The sequence below is a fragment of the Parasegetibacter sp. NRK P23 genome, from assembly GCF_023721715.1.
Lineage (GTDB): Bacteria > Bacteroidota > Bacteroidia > Chitinophagales > Chitinophagaceae > Parasegetibacter.
In genome coordinates, this window is the sequence record NZ_JAMDLG010000001.1 from 1 (window position 1) to 19530 (window position 19530).

Here is a 19530-nt window from a genome sequence, read left to right on the forward strand (position 1 = left end):
AAAGCCGCTTTAGAAATCTAAAATTAAGAAAATAAAAGTTCCGCAATAACACAGAATCTTTGCGTGACACGAAAAAAACTATAACTCCACAAACAACTCCTCGCGTTTCCTCCGCACCTTAGGCGCCGAAGCCAAGGCATCTTGTGCTGCATCCCTGTAACCGAGTGGCAGTAAAGTAACCGCGCGCAATCCTTTCTCTTTCAACCCCAGCAATACATCCAGCTCCGGTCCGTTGAAGCCTTCCATCGGCGTGGCGTCAACACCTTGTTCGGCCGCGGCTACGATGGCGGTTCCGAACGCGATATAAGCCTGGCGCGCGTTCCATTGGAAGCTTTGTTCGGGGTCTTTGCCGGAGGTGGCACCGGTGATCATCGACTTAAACCCATCCAGTGCTTCCAAAGTCAATCCTCTTTCTTCCGCTATCTGCCCGATATAGGCATCTACCTGGAAATCGGCTATTTTTTCCCAGGCGGCGAATACCAGCAGGTGAGACGATTCCACGATCTGCGGCTGGTTGTAAGCGATGGGCTGAATCTTCTTTTTTAATTCAGGATCCGTGATCACCAGGATCGTATAGGGCTGAAGTCCGAGCGAGGATGGACTTAATCTCGTTGCTTCGAGAATAGCGTTTACTTTTTCTTCAGGAACAGCCTGGCCGTTCATTCTTTTGGTGGCATAGCGCCATTGCAGTGCGTTCAGAATACTCATGATTGATAGTGTTAATATTTATTTATAATGTATAATTTCTAACAGTGTTATTTTTTGGGGCCAAAAAAAAGTGACTACAAAGTCAGCCTCCCAGTCCTTTTATAAAAACGGAGATCATGTCTTTCAATACCAGTTGATTCATTTCCTGTTTGGAGGCATCAGTACTCATCAGGTTAATGGAGACCAGGCCATGCAACATCGACCAGTAGGAATGCAGTTTTAAGACCGCGTTTTCCTTTTTGCCATGTTGCTCCAGGATAGTGGTGAGTGGCGCATAAAGTACACTGGTAAAGCGTTGCACTTCTTCCACCTCGCGCACGGTTTCACAGGAAGGCATCCCCAGGCCAAACATCAGCTGGTAATGCTCTTTGTGCTCGAAAGCGAAGTTCCAGTAAGCCTGGCCAATGGCCTCCAGCTGTGCCGAAGGGTATTCCATTTCATCCGCGGCTTTCCCCACATATTCCGCCAGCATGCCGAATCCTTCTTTCACAAATTCTTTCAGCAGGGCATCCTTGTTTTCGAAATGTTCGTACACCACGGGGGCACTGTACTCAATAGCATCGGCTATCTTCCGGATGGAAATGGCCGCGCAGCCTTCCTCCTTCATCAGCCGGCGTGCCTCTACCAGTATGTTCTGGCGGAGTTCCTGCTTTTGCCTGAGTTTACGTTCTGAAATGCCCATTGTATTTTTTCTAACAGTGTTAGGCAAATGTAGGACTTTTTTCAGAACGCCAAGCGCTTTAACCTTTTTTTATAAGTGGAGGGCTATTTTCTGCCACCCGGCGGACAATGTTTTTTAAGGTATTCGGTATAAAGTGTACGCAGGTGTTCATTGGTGCCTTCCCCTTCGCTGATGCTGTGCGAGCGGTTGGGATAACTCATAAGGCTGAATTGTTTGTTGTGTTTGATGAGTTCGTTGATGAGCAGTTCCGCATTCTGGTAGTGCACGTTATCGTCGCCGGTTCCGTGGATGTACAGCAGGTTACCTTTCAGGTTTTTAGCATAAGTTACCGGGGATCCTTCCAGGAAATCAGCGCGGTTTTCCTGCGGCAGTCCCATATATCTTTCCTGGTAGATATTATCGTAGGTCAGTTGGTTGGCCACCGCTGCAATGGCGATACCGGTGGTATAGATTTCAGGGTAACGAAACAGCAGGTTAAGGGTCATGGAACCGCCGCCGCTCCAGCCCCATACGGCGATCCGCGTGGGGTCGACGAAGGACCATTTCATGATTTGTTTCGCGGCCATGGCCTGGTCGCGTGCGTTGATAACACCTACTTTCCGGTAAATGCTTTTCCGCCATTCGCGCCCTTTGGGCGCTGGGGTGCCGCGGTTGTCCAGTGAGATGTAGATGTACCCGTCGGCGCTCATGTTTCCTTTGTACAAACGGTTGGAGCCCGCGCCCAGTTGGTCGTTCACTGTGGTGGCCGCGGGTTCGCCGTAAACATGGAATACAACGGGGTATTTCAGTGTGGAGTCGAAATTGTCCGGCATCACCATCCAGCCATCAAGGGTTACGCCGTCTTCGGTAGTGACCTGGAAGAATTTGGTTAGACTTGTTTTAGAACTCGCCGCGGCGAAAGCTTCTTCCTGGTTTTTGCCGGAAAGCGTTTGGTGTGAAGGAAGGAATAGCCATTCGGGTGAAATCATGCCCTGGTGGCTGGAGAAGCGGTGGAAGGCAAACCTGCCATCCGGCGTTATTTCGTAACTGTTGGTGCCGGCAAGTTGAGCGGGTGTAAGTCGTTTCGGGCTTCCTTTTCCATCAAGCGTACAAACATACAGGTACTTTTGTGTCGCGTTTTCAGGCGATGCGGTAAAATAGAGCCTGTTGTTTTTTTCATCGATGCGGATGATATTTTCCAGATCGTAAGCACCTTTCGTAAGCAGTTGTTCTTTTTTTCCATCAAGGCTCATTCGAAATGCATGGCGCCAGCCATCCTTTTCGCTTACCCAAACAAATTCCTTCCCATTATTCAGCCAGTCCCAGCCGGCGATATTGCCGCCCCAGGTAGACTTTACATCTATCCAGGCGTTATCTGTTTCTTTATGAATGGCTTTTGTGGTGCCCTTTTCAGCATCAGCGGTAAACAAAATACTCTCCTGCTGTTTGCGGTTGAGTTGCTGAAGGATGAGTTGTTTTGTACCGGGGATCCACTCCATGCGGGGCAGGTAATGCTCCCTGGAATGGCCGGGCAACTGCAGCCAGGTGATGTTGCCGCTTGCAATGGAAACCACACCTGCTTTAACGGCCGATGGTGATTCTCCTGTTTTCGGGTATTCAACAGGGATAGTATAGGAATAGATGGAATCGGTATTGTTGATCATCAGAAAATCGCGGGTGCCTTCGGCATCGGAATGCCAGAAGGCGATAGATGTTCCATCGGGGCTCCATCGGAAGCCGTCTCTGCAACCAAACTCTTCTTCATATACCCAATCGAAAGTGCCGTAAATGTTCCTTCTGTTCCCGTCTTTTGTGAGCGGCGTTATTTTTCCGCTGGCAATGTCTTCCACATAAATATTGTAATTGCTTACATACGCTACTTTTTTCCCGTCGGGAGAGAACTTCGCGAACATGAGTGAAGCGGAGGGCAATGTGCCGCCCAGTTTTTTCAGCGCTTTGGTACGGGTATCCAGCAGCCAGTAATCGCCGCGGGTATTGTAGCGCCAAACCCTGCGCGTGTTGGTGAACAGGAGCATTTGTGTTTCGCTGCTGTCCCAGGAAAAGTTGGCGATTTGCATGGGGCCGCCAGCGCCTTCGGGTTTATACCATTCAGCGGGCACTACCAGTTCTTTCTTATTTTCAGGGAGTTTGGTGCGTTGAAAACCGGCGAGCTCCAGCGACCAGAAGCCGCTGCCATCTTTGGTCCAGGCGCGTTCGCCGGGTTGGGACATGCCTTTCTGAACAAAACAGGCGAGCAATAAAATCAAATGCAATACAGGGAATATATTCTTGCGCATCAATGATGGATTTCTGGGATAACGTAATGTATTCGTGTAAAAAATTGAAGGGAGAAAAGTAGGCAGGAAGGCGACAGGCGGATTCACCAATATTCACCTGTTTTTTACGATTATTCCCTCCTTAGCACTTCCAGCGGTGGTTTGCGCACCACGTCCCTGCTGTTCAGCCAACCAATAAGTACCGTTAACCCCGATATACTAAAGAATATAACAAGTACCGGAAGGATGGAAGGGGAGAAGGGCGCGTCGAACATATATACCGCCAGGGCCCAACTGGCCGCTGCTGCCAATGCCAGTCCCGTGGCCGCTGCCAGTGCGCCGAGGAAAAAGTATTCGAGCGCGGTGATCTGTCCGATCTGTTTCCGGCTCGCGCCCAATGTACGGAGCAATACACTTTCCTGTACCCGCTGGTATTTGCTGATGAATACGGATGCGATCAGTACAATCAGGCCGGTGAGTATGCTGAATGCCGCCATGAAGCGCACCACGAAACCTATCTTTCCCAATACTTCATCCAGTACTTCGAGGATCAGGTTCAGGTCAATGATGGATACGTTGGGAAACCTGGCCACCACCGCCTGCTGGAATTTAGCGGATACTTCCCGTGAAGGCACCCGGCTGATGAGTACATGGAACTGCGGCGCGGCTTCCAGCACACCGGGCGGGAAGATGGCCCTGAAATTGGTTTGCACCCGTTGCCAGTTCACCTGGCGGATACTGCCCACGATCGTTTTTACCAGCATGCCCTGCACGTTGAAGGTGATGCTATCGCCAACCGATACCCGAAGTCTTTTCGCGTAGCGGTCCTCTAAAGACACCAATACAGGATCGTTGGGACCTTTCACTGTGGTACCCATTTTTCCTTCCAGTAGTTTTTCAGAATCGGTGAGCGTATCGCGGTAGGTTACCCGGAGTTCACCTTCAAAAGCCCGTGCGGGCGTACCAACTGCGGTATCGTTCTTTGCCTGAAGGGCGTTTTTCCCATTTACCGTTTCCACCCGCATGGTTACGATGGGCACCTGTTGTTGTACGGGCAACCGGAAATTTTGCGCAAGATCGGCTATAGCTTCCCGTTGGGAAGGCTGTATGTCGAAAAGTACAATGTTCGGTTGTTTGCCGCTGGAAGAAAGCGCTACTCTGTTCACGAGTATATGCTGCACGAAGTAAAGTGTACCGATGAACGCTGTTCCCAGTCCGATGGTGACTACCAGGATCAGGGTCTGGTTATTCGGACGGTATAGATTGGCGAAACCCTGTCGCCATACATAAGCGAGTTGATGGGGCAGGAAACGTTTTACGGCCGCGCGCAGCAACCAGGCAAGCGCCACGAGCAGCAGGAACGCAACCAGTATACCAGTAGTGAACAGCAAAGCGCTGGTGCTATTACCGGTTTGCCACCAGGTGAACACGGTAATGAAAACGAAGATCAGCAAGTAAAGCAGCCACCTCAGGGGATCGCGCCAGCCTGGTTGCGCTTCAGTGGAAATCCGCAGGGTATAAAGCGGGGAGATATTACGGATAGAAAGTAAAGGCATAATGCCGAACAACAGTGAAATGAAAAGCCCGGTAAGCAAGCCTTTGCCGATGGCCGGCCATGAAATGGCCGTGGTGAGTTGCAACGGAAGAATATCTTTTAACAGGTAAGGAAGTCCTTGTTGAACGATCGTGCCCAATGCGCAACCGGCGAGTGCTCCGGCCAGGCCAATAACAGCTACCTGAAGCAGGAAAATGAGGAAAGTTTGCTGGCCGCTGGCTCCAAGACATCTTAGTATAGCGATGGAGGCGATTTTCTCCCGCATGTAAATATGAATGGAACTGGCCACGCCAATGCAGCCCAGCAACAATGCAATAAAGCTGATGAGTGTCAGAAACGAGGAGAGGTCGTTGAACTCCCTTGCCGTTTCCGCTTTGCGGGAGTCGGAAGTTTCAAAATCAAGTCCTTCTTTTTCGAAACGTGGTTCCAGTGCTGGAAGTTGTTGCGCCAGACTGTTACCATTGAACCGGAAGTAGAAGTTGTAACTCACCCTGCTTCCTTTCTGAAGCAGTCCTGTTGCTTCCAGGTATTCGTAGGGAATATAAACGGGCGGTGCCACGGTGGTGGAGAGTCCCGTTCTGCCCGGCGCCTGTTCCAGCGCGCCCGCGATTTCGAAAAACAGATTGCCCACCTGGATGGTATCGCCGGGTTTCGCGTTGAACTGAAGCAGCAGCGTTTGATCCACCAGCGCCGATTGTTTTTTCCGGAATGTTTTTCCAGCGTTTACGGGTGATGTTTGAAAGCTGCCGTAAAAAGGATAGCCTTCTTCCAGTGCGCGCACCTGGACGAGCCTGGTGCCTTTCGATTTTGTGAAATACACCATCGAGGCGAAACTGGCTTCCCTTGCGCGTTGTGCACCTATACTGTCCAGGAACTGAAGGGTGGAGGCGGAGGGCGGTCTGTTGGTCTCCACGATCAGGTCGGCGCCGGCAAGTTCTTTGGCCTGGGCATCCAGGTCTTTTTGTACATTATCGCCGAGGGAGAAGATGGAAACCAGTGCGGCCACGCCCAATACGATGGCGCTCATAAAAAGCAGCAGGCGGGATCGGCTTCTTCTGCTGTCGCGAAGCGCCATTTTCCAGAGCCAGCTTATGTTGAGTGGGGTTTTACTCATGGCTTTAAAGTTGGTTCATCTGAAATAAGGTGCCCGCCTTTCAGCCTTATGATGCGTTGGGTAAGGGCGGCCAGTTCCGGGTCGTGGGTCACGATCACGAGGGTGGTGCCGGCTTCTTTGTTCAGGTTAAAAAGCAGTTCGATGATGCGGGCGCTGGTTTCAGCGTCCAGGTTGCCTGTGGGTTCATCGGCAAAAAGAATGGCCGGTTGGGTGGAGAAGGCCCGTGCGATGCACACCCGCTGTTGTTCGCCTCCGGAAAGCTGGGAAGGGTAGTGGTGGATGCGTTCGGCCAGTCCCACTTTCTGTAAGAGGGATTCCGCCTGTTTCCGGCTGTTGTTTTCACCACGCAGTTCCATAGGCACCATCACATTTTCCAGTGCGGTTAAGGTGGGGAGCAACTGGAAGTTCTGGAAAATGAATCCCACGTGCCGGTTCCGGATGGCGGCCCTTTCGTCTTCGCCAAGTTCATTTAATGTAATGCCGTTCAATACAACGGTTCCTTCGCTGGCGCGGTCCAGTCCGGCGCAGAGACCCAGTAATGTGGTCTTGCCGCTACCCGATGGACCGATGATGGCCGCGGTTCCGCCGGCATCAATGGAAAAACTGATGTTGTGGAGCACCGTTAGTTCGCGTTCGGCGCTACGGTATTGCTTGGTAAGGTTGTTGACGGAAAGTATCTGGTTCATATTTCGAAGGGCGTGGTATGTTTTTGGTAATTTTAAATGTACAAACAGGCAGTCAACTTTAAACGTGGTATATGTTAAATCTACGATGGATCAGCTTTTTTATGGCCGTTTTTTTATGGGTGGCATGTGGTAACAACAATGTTCCCGACGCTAAAGTTTCAGAAAAAGATTCTGCAGGTGCCGCTGAAGTGCAGTTGCTGGGAGAAGTAAAACATATTGTATTTTTTGGAAACAGCCTTACCGCGGGCTATGGGCTTGATCCCTCACAGGCCTTTCCGGCCCTGATCCAGCAGCGGATCGATTCTTTAAAGCTGCCTTACCTGGCCGTGAACGACGGGCTAAGCGGAGAAACATCGGCGGGAGGCAATACGCGTGTAGAATGGATACTCAAACAGCCGGTGGAAATATTTGTACTTGAACTGGGCGCCAACGATGGATTGCGCGGTATACCGCTGGATGAAACGGTGAGGAACCTTCAATCCATTATCGATAAGGTGAAAGCGGCATATCCCACAGCAAAGATTGTACTTGCGGGCATGCAGGTGCCGCCTAATATGGGAAAAGCCTACAGTGACCGCTTCCGTTCTTTGTATGGTGAACTGGCGGAAAAAAACAAGGCCGCGCTGGTGCCCTTCCTCCTCGAAGGCGTGGGCGGTATCCCGGAGCTCAACCAGGGCGATGGCATTCATCCCACCGCGGAAGGACATCTGATACTGGCGGAAAATGTATGGAAAGTGTTGAAGGAACTGCTTTAATCCGGCTTCATTCAGACTGCATGATGTTGCAACCATAACCAGGTGCCCGCAGCGAGTATTAATCCGGCCAATACGGTACGGAAAAAAACGCCTTTACTTATGTTGAAAAAACGACATGCGTTCCCGTTAAAAAGGAACAGCACCACCAGTGTTTTCACGATAGGGGGCAGCAGGAACGTTATATCCATCTCCGTTTGAAAAGGATAGTGCGGCGAATGTATTTTCGTTTGCGCGATGTTAACGGTAACAAAAAGTATGTTGTTGATGACCAGCAGCATCCAGCCCCACCAGCGGCGTTTGTACAACTGGTAATAAATAGCGGGTAGGTATAGCAGTGATATCCAATCAGCGATCAGCAGGTAATCTGTAGGGCATATTTCGCAGAAGGTATAATCGAAGGCTGATTTCATGGTACCACGCAGCAGCAGGAAATACTGAAGGCCCAGCAGAAACAGTAAGATGATTTTTCCGCGGAGTGCAGTGGGTGGCAACGCGTTGGGTTTCATGCGAAGGGTGGTTGCTTGGTTGAGGTGCGAAGGTAGGGAAAATTAACCTCCGAAGGAAGTTAGAAGTGCTTTTTGGAGTCGGTTTTAAAAAGGATAAGTTTGTTCATGATAATCAGGATGAGCAATTCATAAATAGAAGATAATGAGCATTGCTAAAAGAAGTAAACTTCCAATATTTGAAATTACTGTATTGTTGTTATTTGGAGTAGTCGTTTTTTTTATTGAGCGCAGAAGAAGAATTGAAAGGACGGAATTGTTATTGAACCGCGGAACTGTGATGGGGCTTACCGTGTAATGCCGTAAAAATTATAGAAGTTCAATAAAAATTATAGAAGTTCAATGCATGACCTGTACTATGAATTTGAATACAAAGGACAACGCTATTCCGGGTCTGTAAAATTTGATAAATCAAAAAGAGGTGATATCTGCTCCAATGTTCCTGTTTTAATAGAATTTGATTCTACGGCACCAGTAAATAATCATGCTATCTTGGGCAGTGTTAAATCCACGAATATTCCTTAAAAATACAGGTTTTGAGGAGGGTTTCTGCATTTTTTCATTCATGACAACTATGGCATGTTTCAAACTAAAACATTAAATTTGTTGAAACTGTTAATATTATGGCAACTGCAAATATCCGGCAAAAATTATACGATTATATCCGTGTGGCGGACATGCGCAAAGTGAAAGCTATATATACTATGCTGGAAGATGAAATTGAAGTAGCTTACGATTATTGGAATGATAAAGATTTTGTGGCTGATTTGGATCGTCGTTCTGAAGATTATAAAACAGGAAGGGTTCAAGGGGTAAGCTGGGAAGATACAAAGATGAAAATTCTGGCTTCGAAAACCGGTAAGAGAAAATGAGCTACCAGATTTTACTGCACGATGAAGCCTCCGAAGAATTGGCGGATGCATATCATTGGTATGAAGATCGCTCTGAAGGTTTGGGAGAACGCTTTCTGACTTTGCTGAATAAAAGATTACATCAGATTGCGGATGACCCTGAACGGTACCCAAAGAAAAGGAAATCATTTCGGGAAACTACCATGGATACTTTTCCTTATGTGATTGTTTATGAAGTATTCAAGAAAGATAGGATCGTTTTTGTATCATATATTTTTCACTTCAGCAGAAATCCGCGCTTAAAGTACAAAAGATGATGCCTCTTGTGTTGTGAATCAGATGGCAATCCCCCCTCACCCCTCATTAAACGCCTTCTGATACGCCAACGGACTCTTCCCCGTTATCTGCTTGAAATACTTATGAAAACTCGTAAAATTATTGAACCCACTCTCATAACACAACTGCTTTATACTAAGGTTATTCTCAATAAGCAGCTTACACGCATGGCCCACCCGTATCTCTATAATAAATTGTGAATACGTTTTCCGCGTCTTCGATTTAAAATACCTGCAAAACGAATTCGGACTAATGTTCGCAATCTCCGCGATCTCTTCCAACTGTATCTTCTTCCTGAAATGCTGCAAGGTATATTCATAAATGGCGTTGATCCTATCGCCTTCGGCTTCAGCTTTATCGTGTTTGAAACCGATAGAGGAGAGCGGCGTTACCGATCCGCTTTCCGCTATTATACACAACGCTTCCACCAGCAATGAAATGCGCCTTGGACCTTCCGTCTGCAACAACTTCATCATAATTCCCGCTACTTCTTCCCGTGCCGGACCTTCCACCTGCAATCCCCTGCCGGCTTTTTCCAGCAGGTGTCGGATGGGCTGGTTCTCGTGCAGGTGCAGGAACGCTTCGCCCCAGAAGTTTTCGGAGAAATGCACCACGCGGGTATCGGCTTCGGCGATGGGTTCTTCCTGGAAATAGGGTTCATCAAAGCGCCAGTAATGCGGCAGGTTGGACCCCACCAGCACCACATCACCCGGACCAAACCGGCTGATATGGTCGCCAATAAACTGGGTGCCTTCCCCCTGTTCAAAATGGATCAGTTCCACTTCGGAATGGTAATGCCAGCGGTTGTTGATGTGCGGCACCAGGTCGCGGCGTACGCTGAAGGAGTGTCCCGGGCCCTGTGAAACTTTTAATAACTGCGGTCTCATTGTGTGATTTTGGCTGAAATTGGCATCTTACAATCAAATACGTGCTAATTTAGCTGAATTATTTTGGAAGCCCTTCAACTCCGGAAGATTTTTTTTCAATGTTAATCCGGCTGAATGAAAAGCATAAAGCCGCGCAATGGTATTGCGCCGGAAATGGTTGTTTTGCATGTTCCGAAAGAATAATTTTAGCACCATGAAGGAAAACACGACCACAAAGGAAAACGCCGTAAGCTGGCTGCGCATTCATCCCTCCGATAACGTGCTGGTGGCGCTGAGCGATTTGCAGAAAGATACCATCATCGATACCGGCGCATCGGCCGTGTTGCTCAAAGAAGTGATTCCCGCGAAGCACAAGGTGTTTGAACACGACATGGAACCCGGCAGCGAAATACGGATGTATGGTGTGCTGGTGGGCAAAACAACAGTGTTCACGGCTGCCGGAACACGCATGACCACCGAAAATACCAGACACGCCGCCGAGCCGTTCGCTTACCGCGGTTTTGTGAAGGAATGGAAAAAGCCCGACGTGTCGAAGTTTGCCGGTCGTACTTTTAATGGATACCTCCGTTCCGACGGAAGGGTGGGTACGGCCAACTACTGGTTGTTTGTCCCGATGGTATTTTGTGAGAACCGTAACCTGGATGTGATCAGGGAAGCATTGCTGAACGAACTCGGCTATGCGAAAACGGATAAGTATAAACGTTATGCGAAGGAACTGGCCGCCGCGGTAAGGGATGGAAAAGATGTTTCGTCCATCAACCTGGAGCCTTCCGCTGTTCCTGCCCACGAACGGCTTTTCCCTAACGTAGACGGGATCAAGTTCCTGAACCATTCCGGTGGTTGCGGCGGTACAAGGCAGGATGCGGCTACTTTAGGTGCATTACTGGCCGCTTATGCCGATCATCCCAATGTGGGCGGCATCACCGTGATGAGCCTGGGTTGCCAGCACCTGCAAACGGAGGAGTTCGTCAACGATCTGAAAAAAAGAAATCCCGCTTTCGATAAGCCCATCTTGTTTTTTGAGCAACAGCAATCTGAAAGTGAGGAACAACTGCTGAAAGATGCCATCCGGCAGACTTTCACCGGGTTGGCCACAATCAATCAATACAAAAGAACACCGGCTCCGCTCAGCGCTTTGTGCCTCGGCGTGAAATGCGGGGGCAGCGATGGGTTCAGTGGTATCTCCGCCAATCCCGCAGTGGGTTATGCGGCCGATCTGCTTGTGGCCCTGGGTGGAAAAGTGTTGCTGGCCGAGTTCCCTGAACTCTGCGGTGCCGAACAGGAAATGCTGGACCGTTGTACCAATGCGGCTTCGGCTGAAAAGTTCATCCGCCTCATGACGGAATACAACCACCAGGCCGAACTCGCCGGATCCGGTTTTCACATGAATCCTTCCCCGGGGAATATCAAAGATGGGTTAATTACCGATGCTATTAAGTCTACCGGAGCAGCACGGAAAGGCGGAAGTTCTCCCGTAGTGGATGTGCTGGATTATACCGAACCCGCTACCAAACCCGGACTCAGCCTGGTGTGTACACCCGGCAACGATGTAGAGGCCACCACCGGCAAAGCCGCTTCCGGGGCAACGTTGATTTTGTTCACCACCGGATTGGGTACGCCCACCGGGAATCCCGTGGCGCCTACTATTAAAGTGGCCACCAATTCAGCGCTCGCCAAACGAATGGCCGATATCATCGATATTGATACCGGCGCTGTGATCCAGGGAGAAAAAAACATTGAACAAATGGGGGAGGAGATACTCGAATATTGTATCCGTGCCGCAAGCGGTGAAGTGATCCCGAAAGCCGTGGAGCTTGGTCAGGACGATTTCATTCCGTGGAAAAGAGGGGTTAGCTTGTAACCAGTAATTTTTTTACCGCTTTTTTCTTCAGCACTTTAACTTTCATCCATACTTTTTCAAGGGGGATGTCATTTTGATCTGTTTTCAGGTCGGAGATGGCATCCACCATTTCCATGCCTTTCACCACTTCTCCGATGACCATATAGTGGCCGTCGAGGTGGGGCAGGCCCCCAATGGTTTTGTAATGTTCGCGCTGGTAGGCGGGGAACTTCTTTCCCGCGCGGTATTTCTGTTCTATCTGGTCCAGTTGTGCGTCGGTGTAGGTTTTGCCTTGTACGAGGTATAGTTGGGTGAAGAACGAAGCCTGTTCTTTGTTGTCATCACGACCCATGCCGAGGATGCCGCGTTTGTGGAAGATGCTGTCGTTAAATTCGGGGGCAAGTCTTTTGTCGCCGAAGGTGTAATAACCTGGTTGCGGGGCCAAGAAAAAACTGTCGGGATCCCCGCCTTGTATCACGAAATTTTTGATCACGCGGTGGAACAGGGTTTTATCGAAGTAGCCCTTCTTCGTATAGGTGATAAAGTTATTCCGGTGGTTCGGCGTTTCATTGTAGAGCTTTACGATAGCGGTTCCATAAGCCGTGGTGATGGAAACATAGGTGTGTTCCTGCGCCTTTGTGGTGAGGATGGAAAAGACGATACAAAGCAGGAGAACTACAGTTGATTTTCGCATGAGCATATTGTTTAGGAAGATGAACGCGTTTGCCGGAGGGGCAATACTACTATGAAATCGGAACCCTGTCCATAAACGGATTTCGCGTTGATGGTGCCGCCGTGGTTCTCCACCACTTTTCTGCACAGTGCCAGTCCGATGCCTGTACCTTCAAACCGGCTCCTGTCGTGCAGGCGCTGGAACAGCGCAAATATTTTTTCTTCGTATTCCTTTTCGAAACCGATACCGTTATCGGAGAAGTGCAATTCAATAAGCCCGTTCTCTAAAGGTTTGTATTGGATGGTCAGTTGGGGCGGAACACCTTCTCTGTGGAATTTAAGCGCATTGTTGACGAGGTTGTAAAACAGTTGGCTGATCTGTAACGGGATGGCTTCTATTTCGGGAAGGTCATCGCATTGGATCAGGGCGTTTTTCTGTTCTATCAGCAGTTCCAGGTCGATGAGAACCTGGTCTAGGAGGTGGTTCAGGCTTACCGGTACAAAGTTCCGTTGCGCGTTCGATAAATGGGAAAAACTGAGGAGGTCCTTGATCAGCGTGAGCATTCTCGCCGCGGATGCCTGTACTTTCGACAGGTAAAGTTGGGTGCGGGGTGCTAATTCCTTGCCCAGCGTGCTTTCCAACATTTCGGAAAACGTGAGTATTTTTCGGGCCGGTTCCTGCATGTCGTGGGACACTACGTAAGCGTATTGTTCCAGTTCCAGGTTCGATTTCAGGAGGTGGGCATTGGCTTCCTCCAGGCTCTTATTGGTATTGTGCAGTTGTTCGGTGCGTTCCAGCACTTTTCGCTCCAGTTCCTGTTCCACCATTTTTTTGGAGGTGATGTCTACCGCCATATTGAGGATGGCGTACACTTCTCCTTTGCTGTTTTTGAGCGGTTTGTAGGTGAAGTTGAAATAGAAGGTTTTTAATTCTCCATCTACGATAAGGTCGGCCGACTGATCTTCTGATTTGTAGGTGATACCTGTATGGTACACGTTGCGTAGCAACCCTAAAAACGGTTGTCCTTCCAGTTCGGGCAGCGCGTCTTCCAGTTTTTTACCAATGACATCACTGGTTTTACCCCAGAGCTGTATCATCGCGTCGTTGGCGGTTTCTATCACCATATCTTCTCCCAGGTATACGGCGGTAGCCACGGGTGCTTCTTCCACGAGCGTGCGGAATCTTTTTTCACTTTCCACCAGTTTTTTCCGTGCCTGAACCTGCCCGGTGGTATCCGTGGCGATCACGATGATGCCGGAAGTTTCACCTGGACCTTCCGAAACAGGCGCATACACAAAGTTGAAAAAACGGAGTTCCAGTTCCCCATTGTGCATGATTCGGGCGGCCGTGTCGTAACCGTAATGCGGTTGTCCGGAACGGTAAACATTCAGCAGGAGGTCGTCAAAACCCTGGCCCTTCATTTCAGGGAGGGCATGGAGAAAAGTTTTGCCAATGATGGCCGCCGCTTTTTTGCCGCCCCAGAGTTTCAGCATTTCATCGTTTGCAGCTTCGATGATCAGTTTTTCGGTTTTCATCAGGGCGATGGCCACCGGGGCCTGTTCAATCATCATCCGGAACCGGCTTTCGCTTTGCGCCACGCGCAGCAACAGGCGTTGCTGTTCTTCTTTCCAGGCGATCTCTTCCGTGATGTCCTGGATGATGGAGAAAAAGCAATCGTTGTTGCCATGCTCATCCTTTACAAGTGTGGTGTGCAGGCTCGTCCAGATCGTATCACCATTTTTGGCGATGTATCTTTTGAAAAGTGTGTCGGATTCTGTTTTTCCGGTGATCATGGAGGACACCATTTCCTGGCTTACTTTCACATCTTCAGGGTGGGTGATTTCCATGAATCCCTGATTGTAGAGTTCATCCTGGTTGTAGCCCAGCATATCGGCGAATGCTCTGTTTACCATCAGGAGTCTTCCTTCCATATCCGTGGCCACCACGCCCAGCGCCGCATGGTCGAACGCGGTTTGGAAACGCCTTTCAACGTTCCGGAGGGCATCTTCTTTTCTTTTTTCCTCGCTGATGTTCCGGGCAATGCCGGAGAACCTGTGGGCGATGTTTTCTTTATTGAAATAGGCTTTCCCGGTACAATGCAGCCATCGTGTTACGCCATCGCTGGCACCGATTACGCGGAACTGGATATCGAAATCGCCGCCGGAACCGGGAGATAGTGCGGCGGTTACGGCCTGTGCCAGCCGATGCAGGTCGTCCGGATGTGTATATTGCAGCACCTGCTCATATGTGATTACCTCGTCGGGGGGAAATCCATACAACTGACGGCAGCGTTCGTCCCATTCCACAATATTGTTGATCGTATCAAGGTCCCATAGGCCGATACCCGCGGCATTCAGGGCGAACCGCATTCTTTCTTCACTGATATTGGCCTGTTGGTAGGAGGTGATGGGATCCAAGAAAAGCTTTTTTCAAATATACGATAGTTAACTGTGCCGGAAACTTATCGAACCCCGGGGGTATATGTTTTCTGAATGAAATCATTGAATTTTACATCTGTTTATAAGATTTGTACAGTGGTGATCCGCTTTTTTAGCGGCATCTTGCAAGCGGGTGCGGAATATTTTAACAGGTGCTAACTTTATAGTAGTTTGGGAGGGCAGATTTAATTATTACCAATGGATTATTCATTCCTTACAGGCAGGTTACTGGAAAAAGTAGATGCTTTTTTCCAATCGCACCGCGATGAACGACTCGTATACCACAACCGCTCCCACACAGAAGGCGTGGTGAGCGCCGCGATGTTGATGGCGGATCATTATAAGTTAAGTGAACGCGACAGGTTTGTGGTGAATACCGCTGCCTGGTTCCACGACCTTGGGTATTACGTGGAACCTTCCGACCATGAAAGAAGAGGTGCGGAAATGGCCGCGGACTTCCTAAAAGAGAACAACGCGCCCGAAGAAGATATCGCTGCCGTACACGGTTGCATCCTCGCCACCCGCATGCCGCAAAATCCGGGTAACCTGCTGGAACAGATCGTTTGTGATGCCGACCTGTTCCACCTTGGCAAAGAAGAGTTCCCGGAGAAAAGTAAACTGATGCGGAAAGAATGCACGTTCTTTTTCGCCAAAAACTGCGACAAAGAAGCCTGGCGGAACAAAACCATCAAATTGTTCCAGACGCACCAATACCATACGGAATACGCCAGAACACACCTCGCGGAAAAAAAACAGGCAAACCTGAAGAAACTGATCGCCAAAGCGGAAGCCGCCAAAGCCGAAGCGACCGCACCCGTCGAGGAAATGCCTGTACCGCTTCCCCCGGGCATGGTACCGCCGGCAGCAACAAAAGGCGAAGGGAAAAAAGACAAATCGGACCGCCCCGACCGCGGCATCGAAACCATGTTCCGCATCAGCTCCAACAACCACCAGCGCCTGAGTGATATGGCCGATAACAAGGCGCACATCATGATCACGACCACTTCCATCATCATATCCGTGTTGTTGTCGGTATTGCTGCGCAAGCTGGAGGAATACCCGCACCTCACCATTCCCGCGATCCTGCTGCTGTTCGTTTGCGTGGTCACCATGGTGTTCAGTATCCTGGCCACCAGGCCCACTATTCCACCGGGAACTTTTACGGAAGAGGACATTAAGGAGAGAAAGGTGAACCTGCTCTTCTTCGGGAATTTCTACCAGATGAGCTTACAGGAATATGCCAAAGGAATGGAAGCGGTGATGGGCGATCGGGCCTTTCTTTATGGCAGTCTGATCCGGGATATCTATTCGCAGGGCGTAGTGTTGGGCAGGAAATATAAGTTATTAAGGGTAGGCTATAACGTGTTTATGTTCGGAATCGTGGTATCAGTACTGGCCTTTGTAGTGGCGTCGGTACTGGTGGCGCGCTGATCGATGGCAAATAATTACAATGCAGGAACCGATTTTTTACAACAGGGATTTAAGTTGGCTCTCTTTTAATGAAAGGGTGCTGGAAGAAGCGGACGCCCCGGGTGTGCCGCTGATGGAACGTTTTCAGTTCCTTTCCATCTATTCTTCCAACCTGGATGAATTCTACCGGGTAAGAATACCCGCTTTGCTGGCGCTCCAGCATATTGAGACGGAAAAGGAAGATGTGTTGCCTTTGGTGAAAGAAAAGATCGACGGGCAATTGCAGGTGTTCGGCAACATCATGCGCAAACTCTTGCCGGTACTGGAAATGGAAGGACACGTATTGTTGTACGATAAGCCCGTGCCGGAGTCGGTGCGGCAAAGGGCAGGGCATTATTTTTATACGCAGGTACTCGGTTTCCTCCAGCCTGTTGTGATGCGGGAAGGAACAGATTTTTTCCCCGAAAACAATAAGCTTTACCTGCTTGCCGGGAACACGATCTTCAATGTGCCCTCCGACCAGTTGCCGCGTTTCTGGACCATAAAAGAAAACGGGATCACCTATATATTTTTCCTCGATGACCTGGTGCGCATGCACCTCCCGTCTATCACAAAGGATCCGGCCACCGCCGAAGCGTTCAGTTTTAAGATCACCCGCGACGCGGAACTGAACCTGAAAGATGATTACCAGGGAGAACTGGTGGATAGGATGGAAGAAGAAATATCGAAGCGTGATTTTGGACTCGCCACACGCGTATTGTACGATCCGGCCATGCCGGCAGCGCAACTGGACATGTTGATCCGGTTCTTTCAGCTCAATGGCGCCAACCTGGTAAAAGGAGGGCGGTACCACCACCTGAAAGACCTGGCTTCCCTGCCCGTGCACAACCCCGATCTGCGCTACGAACCCATGCCGCCGGTGAGTGATGGTTTGGAAGAAATCGCCTGTTTGCTGGACGAAGTGAGAAAACGCGACATATTGCTCCATCCGCCTTTTCATTCCTACGATAATGTGCTGCGCTTCTTCAATGAAGCCGCTATTGATCCTTCGGTGCAGGAAGTGTATGTAACGCTTTACAGGGTGGCCGATCAGTCGAAAATCGCGCAGGCGCTTATTTCCGCCGCGAAGAACGGTAAGAAAGTATTCGTGATGGTGGAACTGAAAGCCCGGTTCGATGAAGCCAACAACATCCGCTGGACGCGTCGTATGAAGAAGGCCGGGGTGAAAGTGGTGCACAGCCGCACTTCGTTGAAAGTGCACGCCAAAATAGCGCTGGTGGTGCGGCAATCGGAACAGGGGCAACAATTGCTGGGGCTCCTCGCCACGGGTAACCTCAACGAAACGACCGCCCGTTTTTATACCGATCACCTGTTGCTCACCGCACGAAAAGATATGCTGGAAGAATTGCAGCGCCTTTTTCATTTCCTGGTATCGGGAAAGAAACCTTCCGAAGCCGGCGATCTTCAGTTCCAGCACCTGCTGGTAGCGCGGTTCAACCTGAAAGAACAGTTCACCGCCCTTATCCGCCGCGAAATAGCTCATGCGCAACAAGGACGCCCGGCTTCCATCCACATCAAAATGAACAACCTGGAGGAACGGTCGATGATCGCGTTGCTGTACGAAGCCGCGCAGGCAGGCGTACAAATTAACTTGCTGGTGCGCGGAATTTGTTGTCTGGTGCCTGGTGTACCCGGACTCAGCGAAAACATTACGGTACGCAGGATCGTGGACCGCTTCCTGGAGCATGGCCGGATCTTCTGCTTTCACAACAATGGGGATACTCAAGTGTTCCTCGGCTCCGCGGATTGGATGAACAGGAACCTCCACAGAAGAATAGAAGTATGCTTTCCGGTACATGATCCGGTGGCGAAAGCAATCTTACAGGAAATGATGCAGCTGCAGGTGGAAGATAATGTAAAGGCACGTCCGCTTCCGGCAGAAACCAACGGCAAACTCGTGCGCTCGCAATACGCGATATGGGACCGGCTCCTCAGCAAAATGGCGCTGGCGCTGCTGTTGCTTTTTTTCGTGTCCTGCGGTATGGTGAACGACCACAAAAGCCCGGAAGGCTACGATTTTACCGCCCCTGAAAAATTTTTTATCTCAGATGATCTAACCGAGATATCCGGGATTGCTTTGAACGGAGACCGAACAGATAGCATGTACGCCGTTCAGGATGAAAAAGGAAAACTGTTCCGTTTTAAACCGGGCATGAAGAAACCTCACAAAGTAAACTTCGCCAAAAGCGGCGATTACGAAGATGTTTCCATCGCCGACAACAAGGTGTGGGTCCTGAAAAGCAACGGTCACCTGATCAGCTTTCCGCTGAATGCAGATTCCGCAGGTTTCGTGGAACCCGAGGTATACGAAAACATACTTCCCAAGGGTGAATATGAAGCCATGGATATAGATGACGGCAAGATATACGTATTGTGCAAAACCTGTAAAGTAAATAAAAAGCAGCCCGCCGTTACAGGGTATGTGTTGCGGGCGGATACCGCGGGAAAACTAATCATCACTAGTTCGTTCCAACTGGCGGAATCGCAGATACCGGAGCAGTTTAAGAAGAAGAATTTCTCTTTGCATCCTTCAGCGATGGCGAAACATCCGCTTACGGGTAACTGGTACATCATGGCTTCCGCGAACAAGTTGCTGCTGGTGGCCGATACGAACTGGCAGATAAAGGAAACCTACCGCCTTTCACCATCGGTTTTCAGGCAGCCCGAAGGACTGGTTTTCGCGTCTTCGGGCGATATGTACGTTTCCAATGAAGGCGATGATATCTCAGTAGCCAACCTGCTGCTTTTCCGCTGGAAGCAACAAAAGCAGTAAAGAG

Annotated in this window: 15 protein-coding genes; 6 read left to right on the forward strand and 9 right to left on the reverse strand. The window is 49.8% G+C overall.

The genetic code is table 11. The features are described 5' to 3' along the window. Positions 1-78: 78 nt before the first annotated feature. The 5 genes from M4J38_RS00005 to M4J38_RS00025 all read right to left on the reverse strand — a co-directional run bounded on the left by M4J38_RS00005 (position 79) and on the right by M4J38_RS00025 (position 7000). On the reverse strand, positions 79-708 hold the full coding sequence (locus M4J38_RS00005) for a nitroreductase family protein (RefSeq protein WP_251757469.1): 630 nt from the start codon (positions 706-708) through the stop codon (positions 79-81). 82 nt (positions 709-790) lie between these two features. Next, entirely contained in the window at positions 791-1390 is a 600-nt protein-coding gene (locus tag M4J38_RS00010; RefSeq protein WP_251757470.1) for a TetR/AcrR family transcriptional regulator, read from the reverse strand. Between the two features lie 83 nt (positions 1391-1473). Further along, complete coding sequence (locus M4J38_RS00015; protein ID WP_251757471.1) at positions 1474-3666, reverse strand: S9 family peptidase; 2193 nt, start codon at positions 3664-3666, stop codon at positions 1474-1476. A gap of 110 nt (positions 3667-3776) precedes the next feature. Further along, positions 3777-6314, reverse strand: a complete 2538-nt coding sequence (locus M4J38_RS00020) for an ABC transporter permease (RefSeq protein WP_251757472.1) — start codon at positions 6312-6314, stop codon at positions 3777-3779. After that, positions 6311-7000 (reverse strand): ABC transporter ATP-binding protein, encoded by a 690-nt coding sequence (locus M4J38_RS00025; RefSeq protein ID WP_251757473.1) that lies wholly within the window; start codon positions 6998-7000, stop codon positions 6311-6313. The genes M4J38_RS00020 and M4J38_RS00025 overlap by 4 nt, the downstream gene beginning before the upstream one ends. Positions 7001-7071: 71 nt before the next feature. Here M4J38_RS00025 and M4J38_RS00030 point away from each other — a divergent pair, with 71 nt between their 5' ends. Continuing rightward, positions 7072-7755, forward strand: coding sequence for an arylesterase (locus M4J38_RS00030; protein ID WP_251757474.1), 684 nt, complete (start codon positions 7072-7074; stop codon positions 7753-7755). Between the two features lie 11 nt (positions 7756-7766). Here M4J38_RS00030 and M4J38_RS00035 read toward each other — a convergent pair whose 3' ends face one another. Continuing rightward, positions 7767-8261 (reverse strand): hypothetical protein, encoded by a 495-nt coding sequence (locus M4J38_RS00035; protein WP_251757475.1) that lies wholly within the window; start codon positions 8259-8261, stop codon positions 7767-7769. Positions 8262-8881: 620 nt separating this feature from the next. Between M4J38_RS00035 and M4J38_RS00040 the strand changes: the two genes are divergently transcribed. Then, entirely contained in the window at positions 8882-9130 is a 249-nt protein-coding gene (locus M4J38_RS00040; RefSeq protein ID WP_251757476.1) for an addiction module protein, read from the forward strand. Then, complete coding sequence (locus tag M4J38_RS00045) at positions 9127-9426, forward strand: type II toxin-antitoxin system RelE/ParE family toxin (protein WP_251757477.1); 300 nt, start codon at positions 9127-9129, stop codon at positions 9424-9426. The genes M4J38_RS00040 and M4J38_RS00045 overlap by 4 nt, the downstream gene beginning before the upstream one ends. A 36-nt stretch (positions 9427-9462) precedes the next feature. Here the strand turns inward: M4J38_RS00045 and M4J38_RS00050 are convergent, their stop codons facing one another. Further along, positions 9463-10332, reverse strand: coding sequence for an AraC family transcriptional regulator (locus tag M4J38_RS00050; protein WP_251757478.1), 870 nt, complete (start codon positions 10330-10332; stop codon positions 9463-9465). A 193-nt stretch (positions 10333-10525) separates the two neighbouring features. Between M4J38_RS00050 and M4J38_RS00055 the strand changes: the two genes are divergently transcribed. Further along, a complete protein-coding gene (locus M4J38_RS00055) occupies positions 10526-12193 on the forward strand; it encodes a UxaA family hydrolase (RefSeq protein WP_251757479.1) in 1668 nt (555 codons plus the stop codon). On the opposite strand, the gene M4J38_RS00060 is transcribed toward M4J38_RS00055, so the two are convergent. Beyond that, on the reverse strand, positions 12183-12866 hold the full coding sequence (locus tag M4J38_RS00060; protein ID WP_251757480.1) for a peptidylprolyl isomerase: 684 nt from the start codon (positions 12864-12866) through the stop codon (positions 12183-12185). The genes M4J38_RS00055 and M4J38_RS00060 overlap by 11 nt on opposite strands. Before the next feature lie 11 nt (positions 12867-12877). Next, positions 12878-15262 carry a PAS domain S-box protein gene (locus M4J38_RS00065; protein WP_251757481.1) on the reverse strand — a complete coding sequence of 795 codons (2385 nt, stop codon included), beginning with the start codon at positions 15260-15262 and terminating at the stop codon, positions 12878-12880. Between the two features lie 219 nt (positions 15263-15481). Between M4J38_RS00065 and M4J38_RS00070 the strand changes: the two genes are divergently transcribed. After that, positions 15482-16714, forward strand: a complete 1233-nt coding sequence (locus M4J38_RS00070; RefSeq protein WP_251757482.1) for a Pycsar system effector family protein — start codon at positions 15482-15484, stop codon at positions 16712-16714. A gap of 19 nt (positions 16715-16733) precedes the next feature. After that, positions 16734-19526 carry a polyphosphate kinase 1 gene (ppk1, locus tag M4J38_RS00075; protein WP_251757483.1) on the forward strand — a complete coding sequence of 931 codons (2793 nt, stop codon included), beginning with the start codon at positions 16734-16736 and terminating at the stop codon, positions 19524-19526. The last annotated feature ends 4 nt before the right edge of the window (positions 19527-19530 follow it).

What these genes read in the sequence shown, in the direction of transcription:
- M4J38_RS00005 (WP_251757469.1), bottom strand. Translation starts at nt 708, where the DNA reads ATGAGTATTCTGAACGCACTGCAATGGCGCTATGCCACCAAAAGAATG.
- M4J38_RS00010 (WP_251757470.1), bottom strand. Translation starts at nt 1,390, where the DNA reads ATGGGCATTTCAGAACGTAAACTCAGGCAAAAGCAGGAACTCCGCCAG.
- M4J38_RS00015 (WP_251757471.1), bottom strand. Translation starts at nt 3,666, where the DNA reads ATGCGCAAGAATATATTCCCTGTATTGCATTTGATTTTATTGCTCGCC.
- M4J38_RS00020 (WP_251757472.1), bottom strand. Translation starts at nt 6,314, where the DNA reads ATGAGTAAAACCCCACTCAACATAAGCTGGCTCTGGAAAATGGCGCTT.
- M4J38_RS00025 (WP_251757473.1), bottom strand. Translation starts at nt 7,000, where the DNA reads ATGAACCAGATACTTTCCGTCAACAACCTTACCAAGCAATACCGTAGC.
- M4J38_RS00030 (WP_251757474.1), top strand. Translation starts at nt 7,072, where the DNA reads ATGTTAAATCTACGATGGATCAGCTTTTTTATGGCCGTTTTTTTATGG.
- M4J38_RS00035 (WP_251757475.1), bottom strand. Translation starts at nt 8,261, where the DNA reads ATGAAACCCAACGCGTTGCCACCCACTGCACTCCGCGGAAAAATCATC.
- M4J38_RS00040 (WP_251757476.1), top strand. Translation starts at nt 8,882, where the DNA reads ATGGCAACTGCAAATATCCGGCAAAAATTATACGATTATATCCGTGTG.
- M4J38_RS00045 (WP_251757477.1), top strand. Translation starts at nt 9,127, where the DNA reads ATGAGCTACCAGATTTTACTGCACGATGAAGCCTCCGAAGAATTGGCG.
- M4J38_RS00050 (WP_251757478.1), bottom strand. Translation starts at nt 10,332, where the DNA reads ATGAGACCGCAGTTATTAAAAGTTTCACAGGGCCCGGGACACTCCTTC.
- M4J38_RS00055 (WP_251757479.1), top strand. Translation starts at nt 10,526, where the DNA reads ATGAAGGAAAACACGACCACAAAGGAAAACGCCGTAAGCTGGCTGCGC.
- M4J38_RS00060 (WP_251757480.1), bottom strand. Translation starts at nt 12,866, where the DNA reads ATGCGAAAATCAACTGTAGTTCTCCTGCTTTGTATCGTCTTTTCCATC.
- M4J38_RS00070 (WP_251757482.1), top strand. Translation starts at nt 15,482, where the DNA reads ATGGATTATTCATTCCTTACAGGCAGGTTACTGGAAAAAGTAGATGCT.
- ppk1 (WP_251757483.1), top strand. Translation starts at nt 16,734, where the DNA reads ATGCAGGAACCGATTTTTTACAACAGGGATTTAAGTTGGCTCTCTTTT.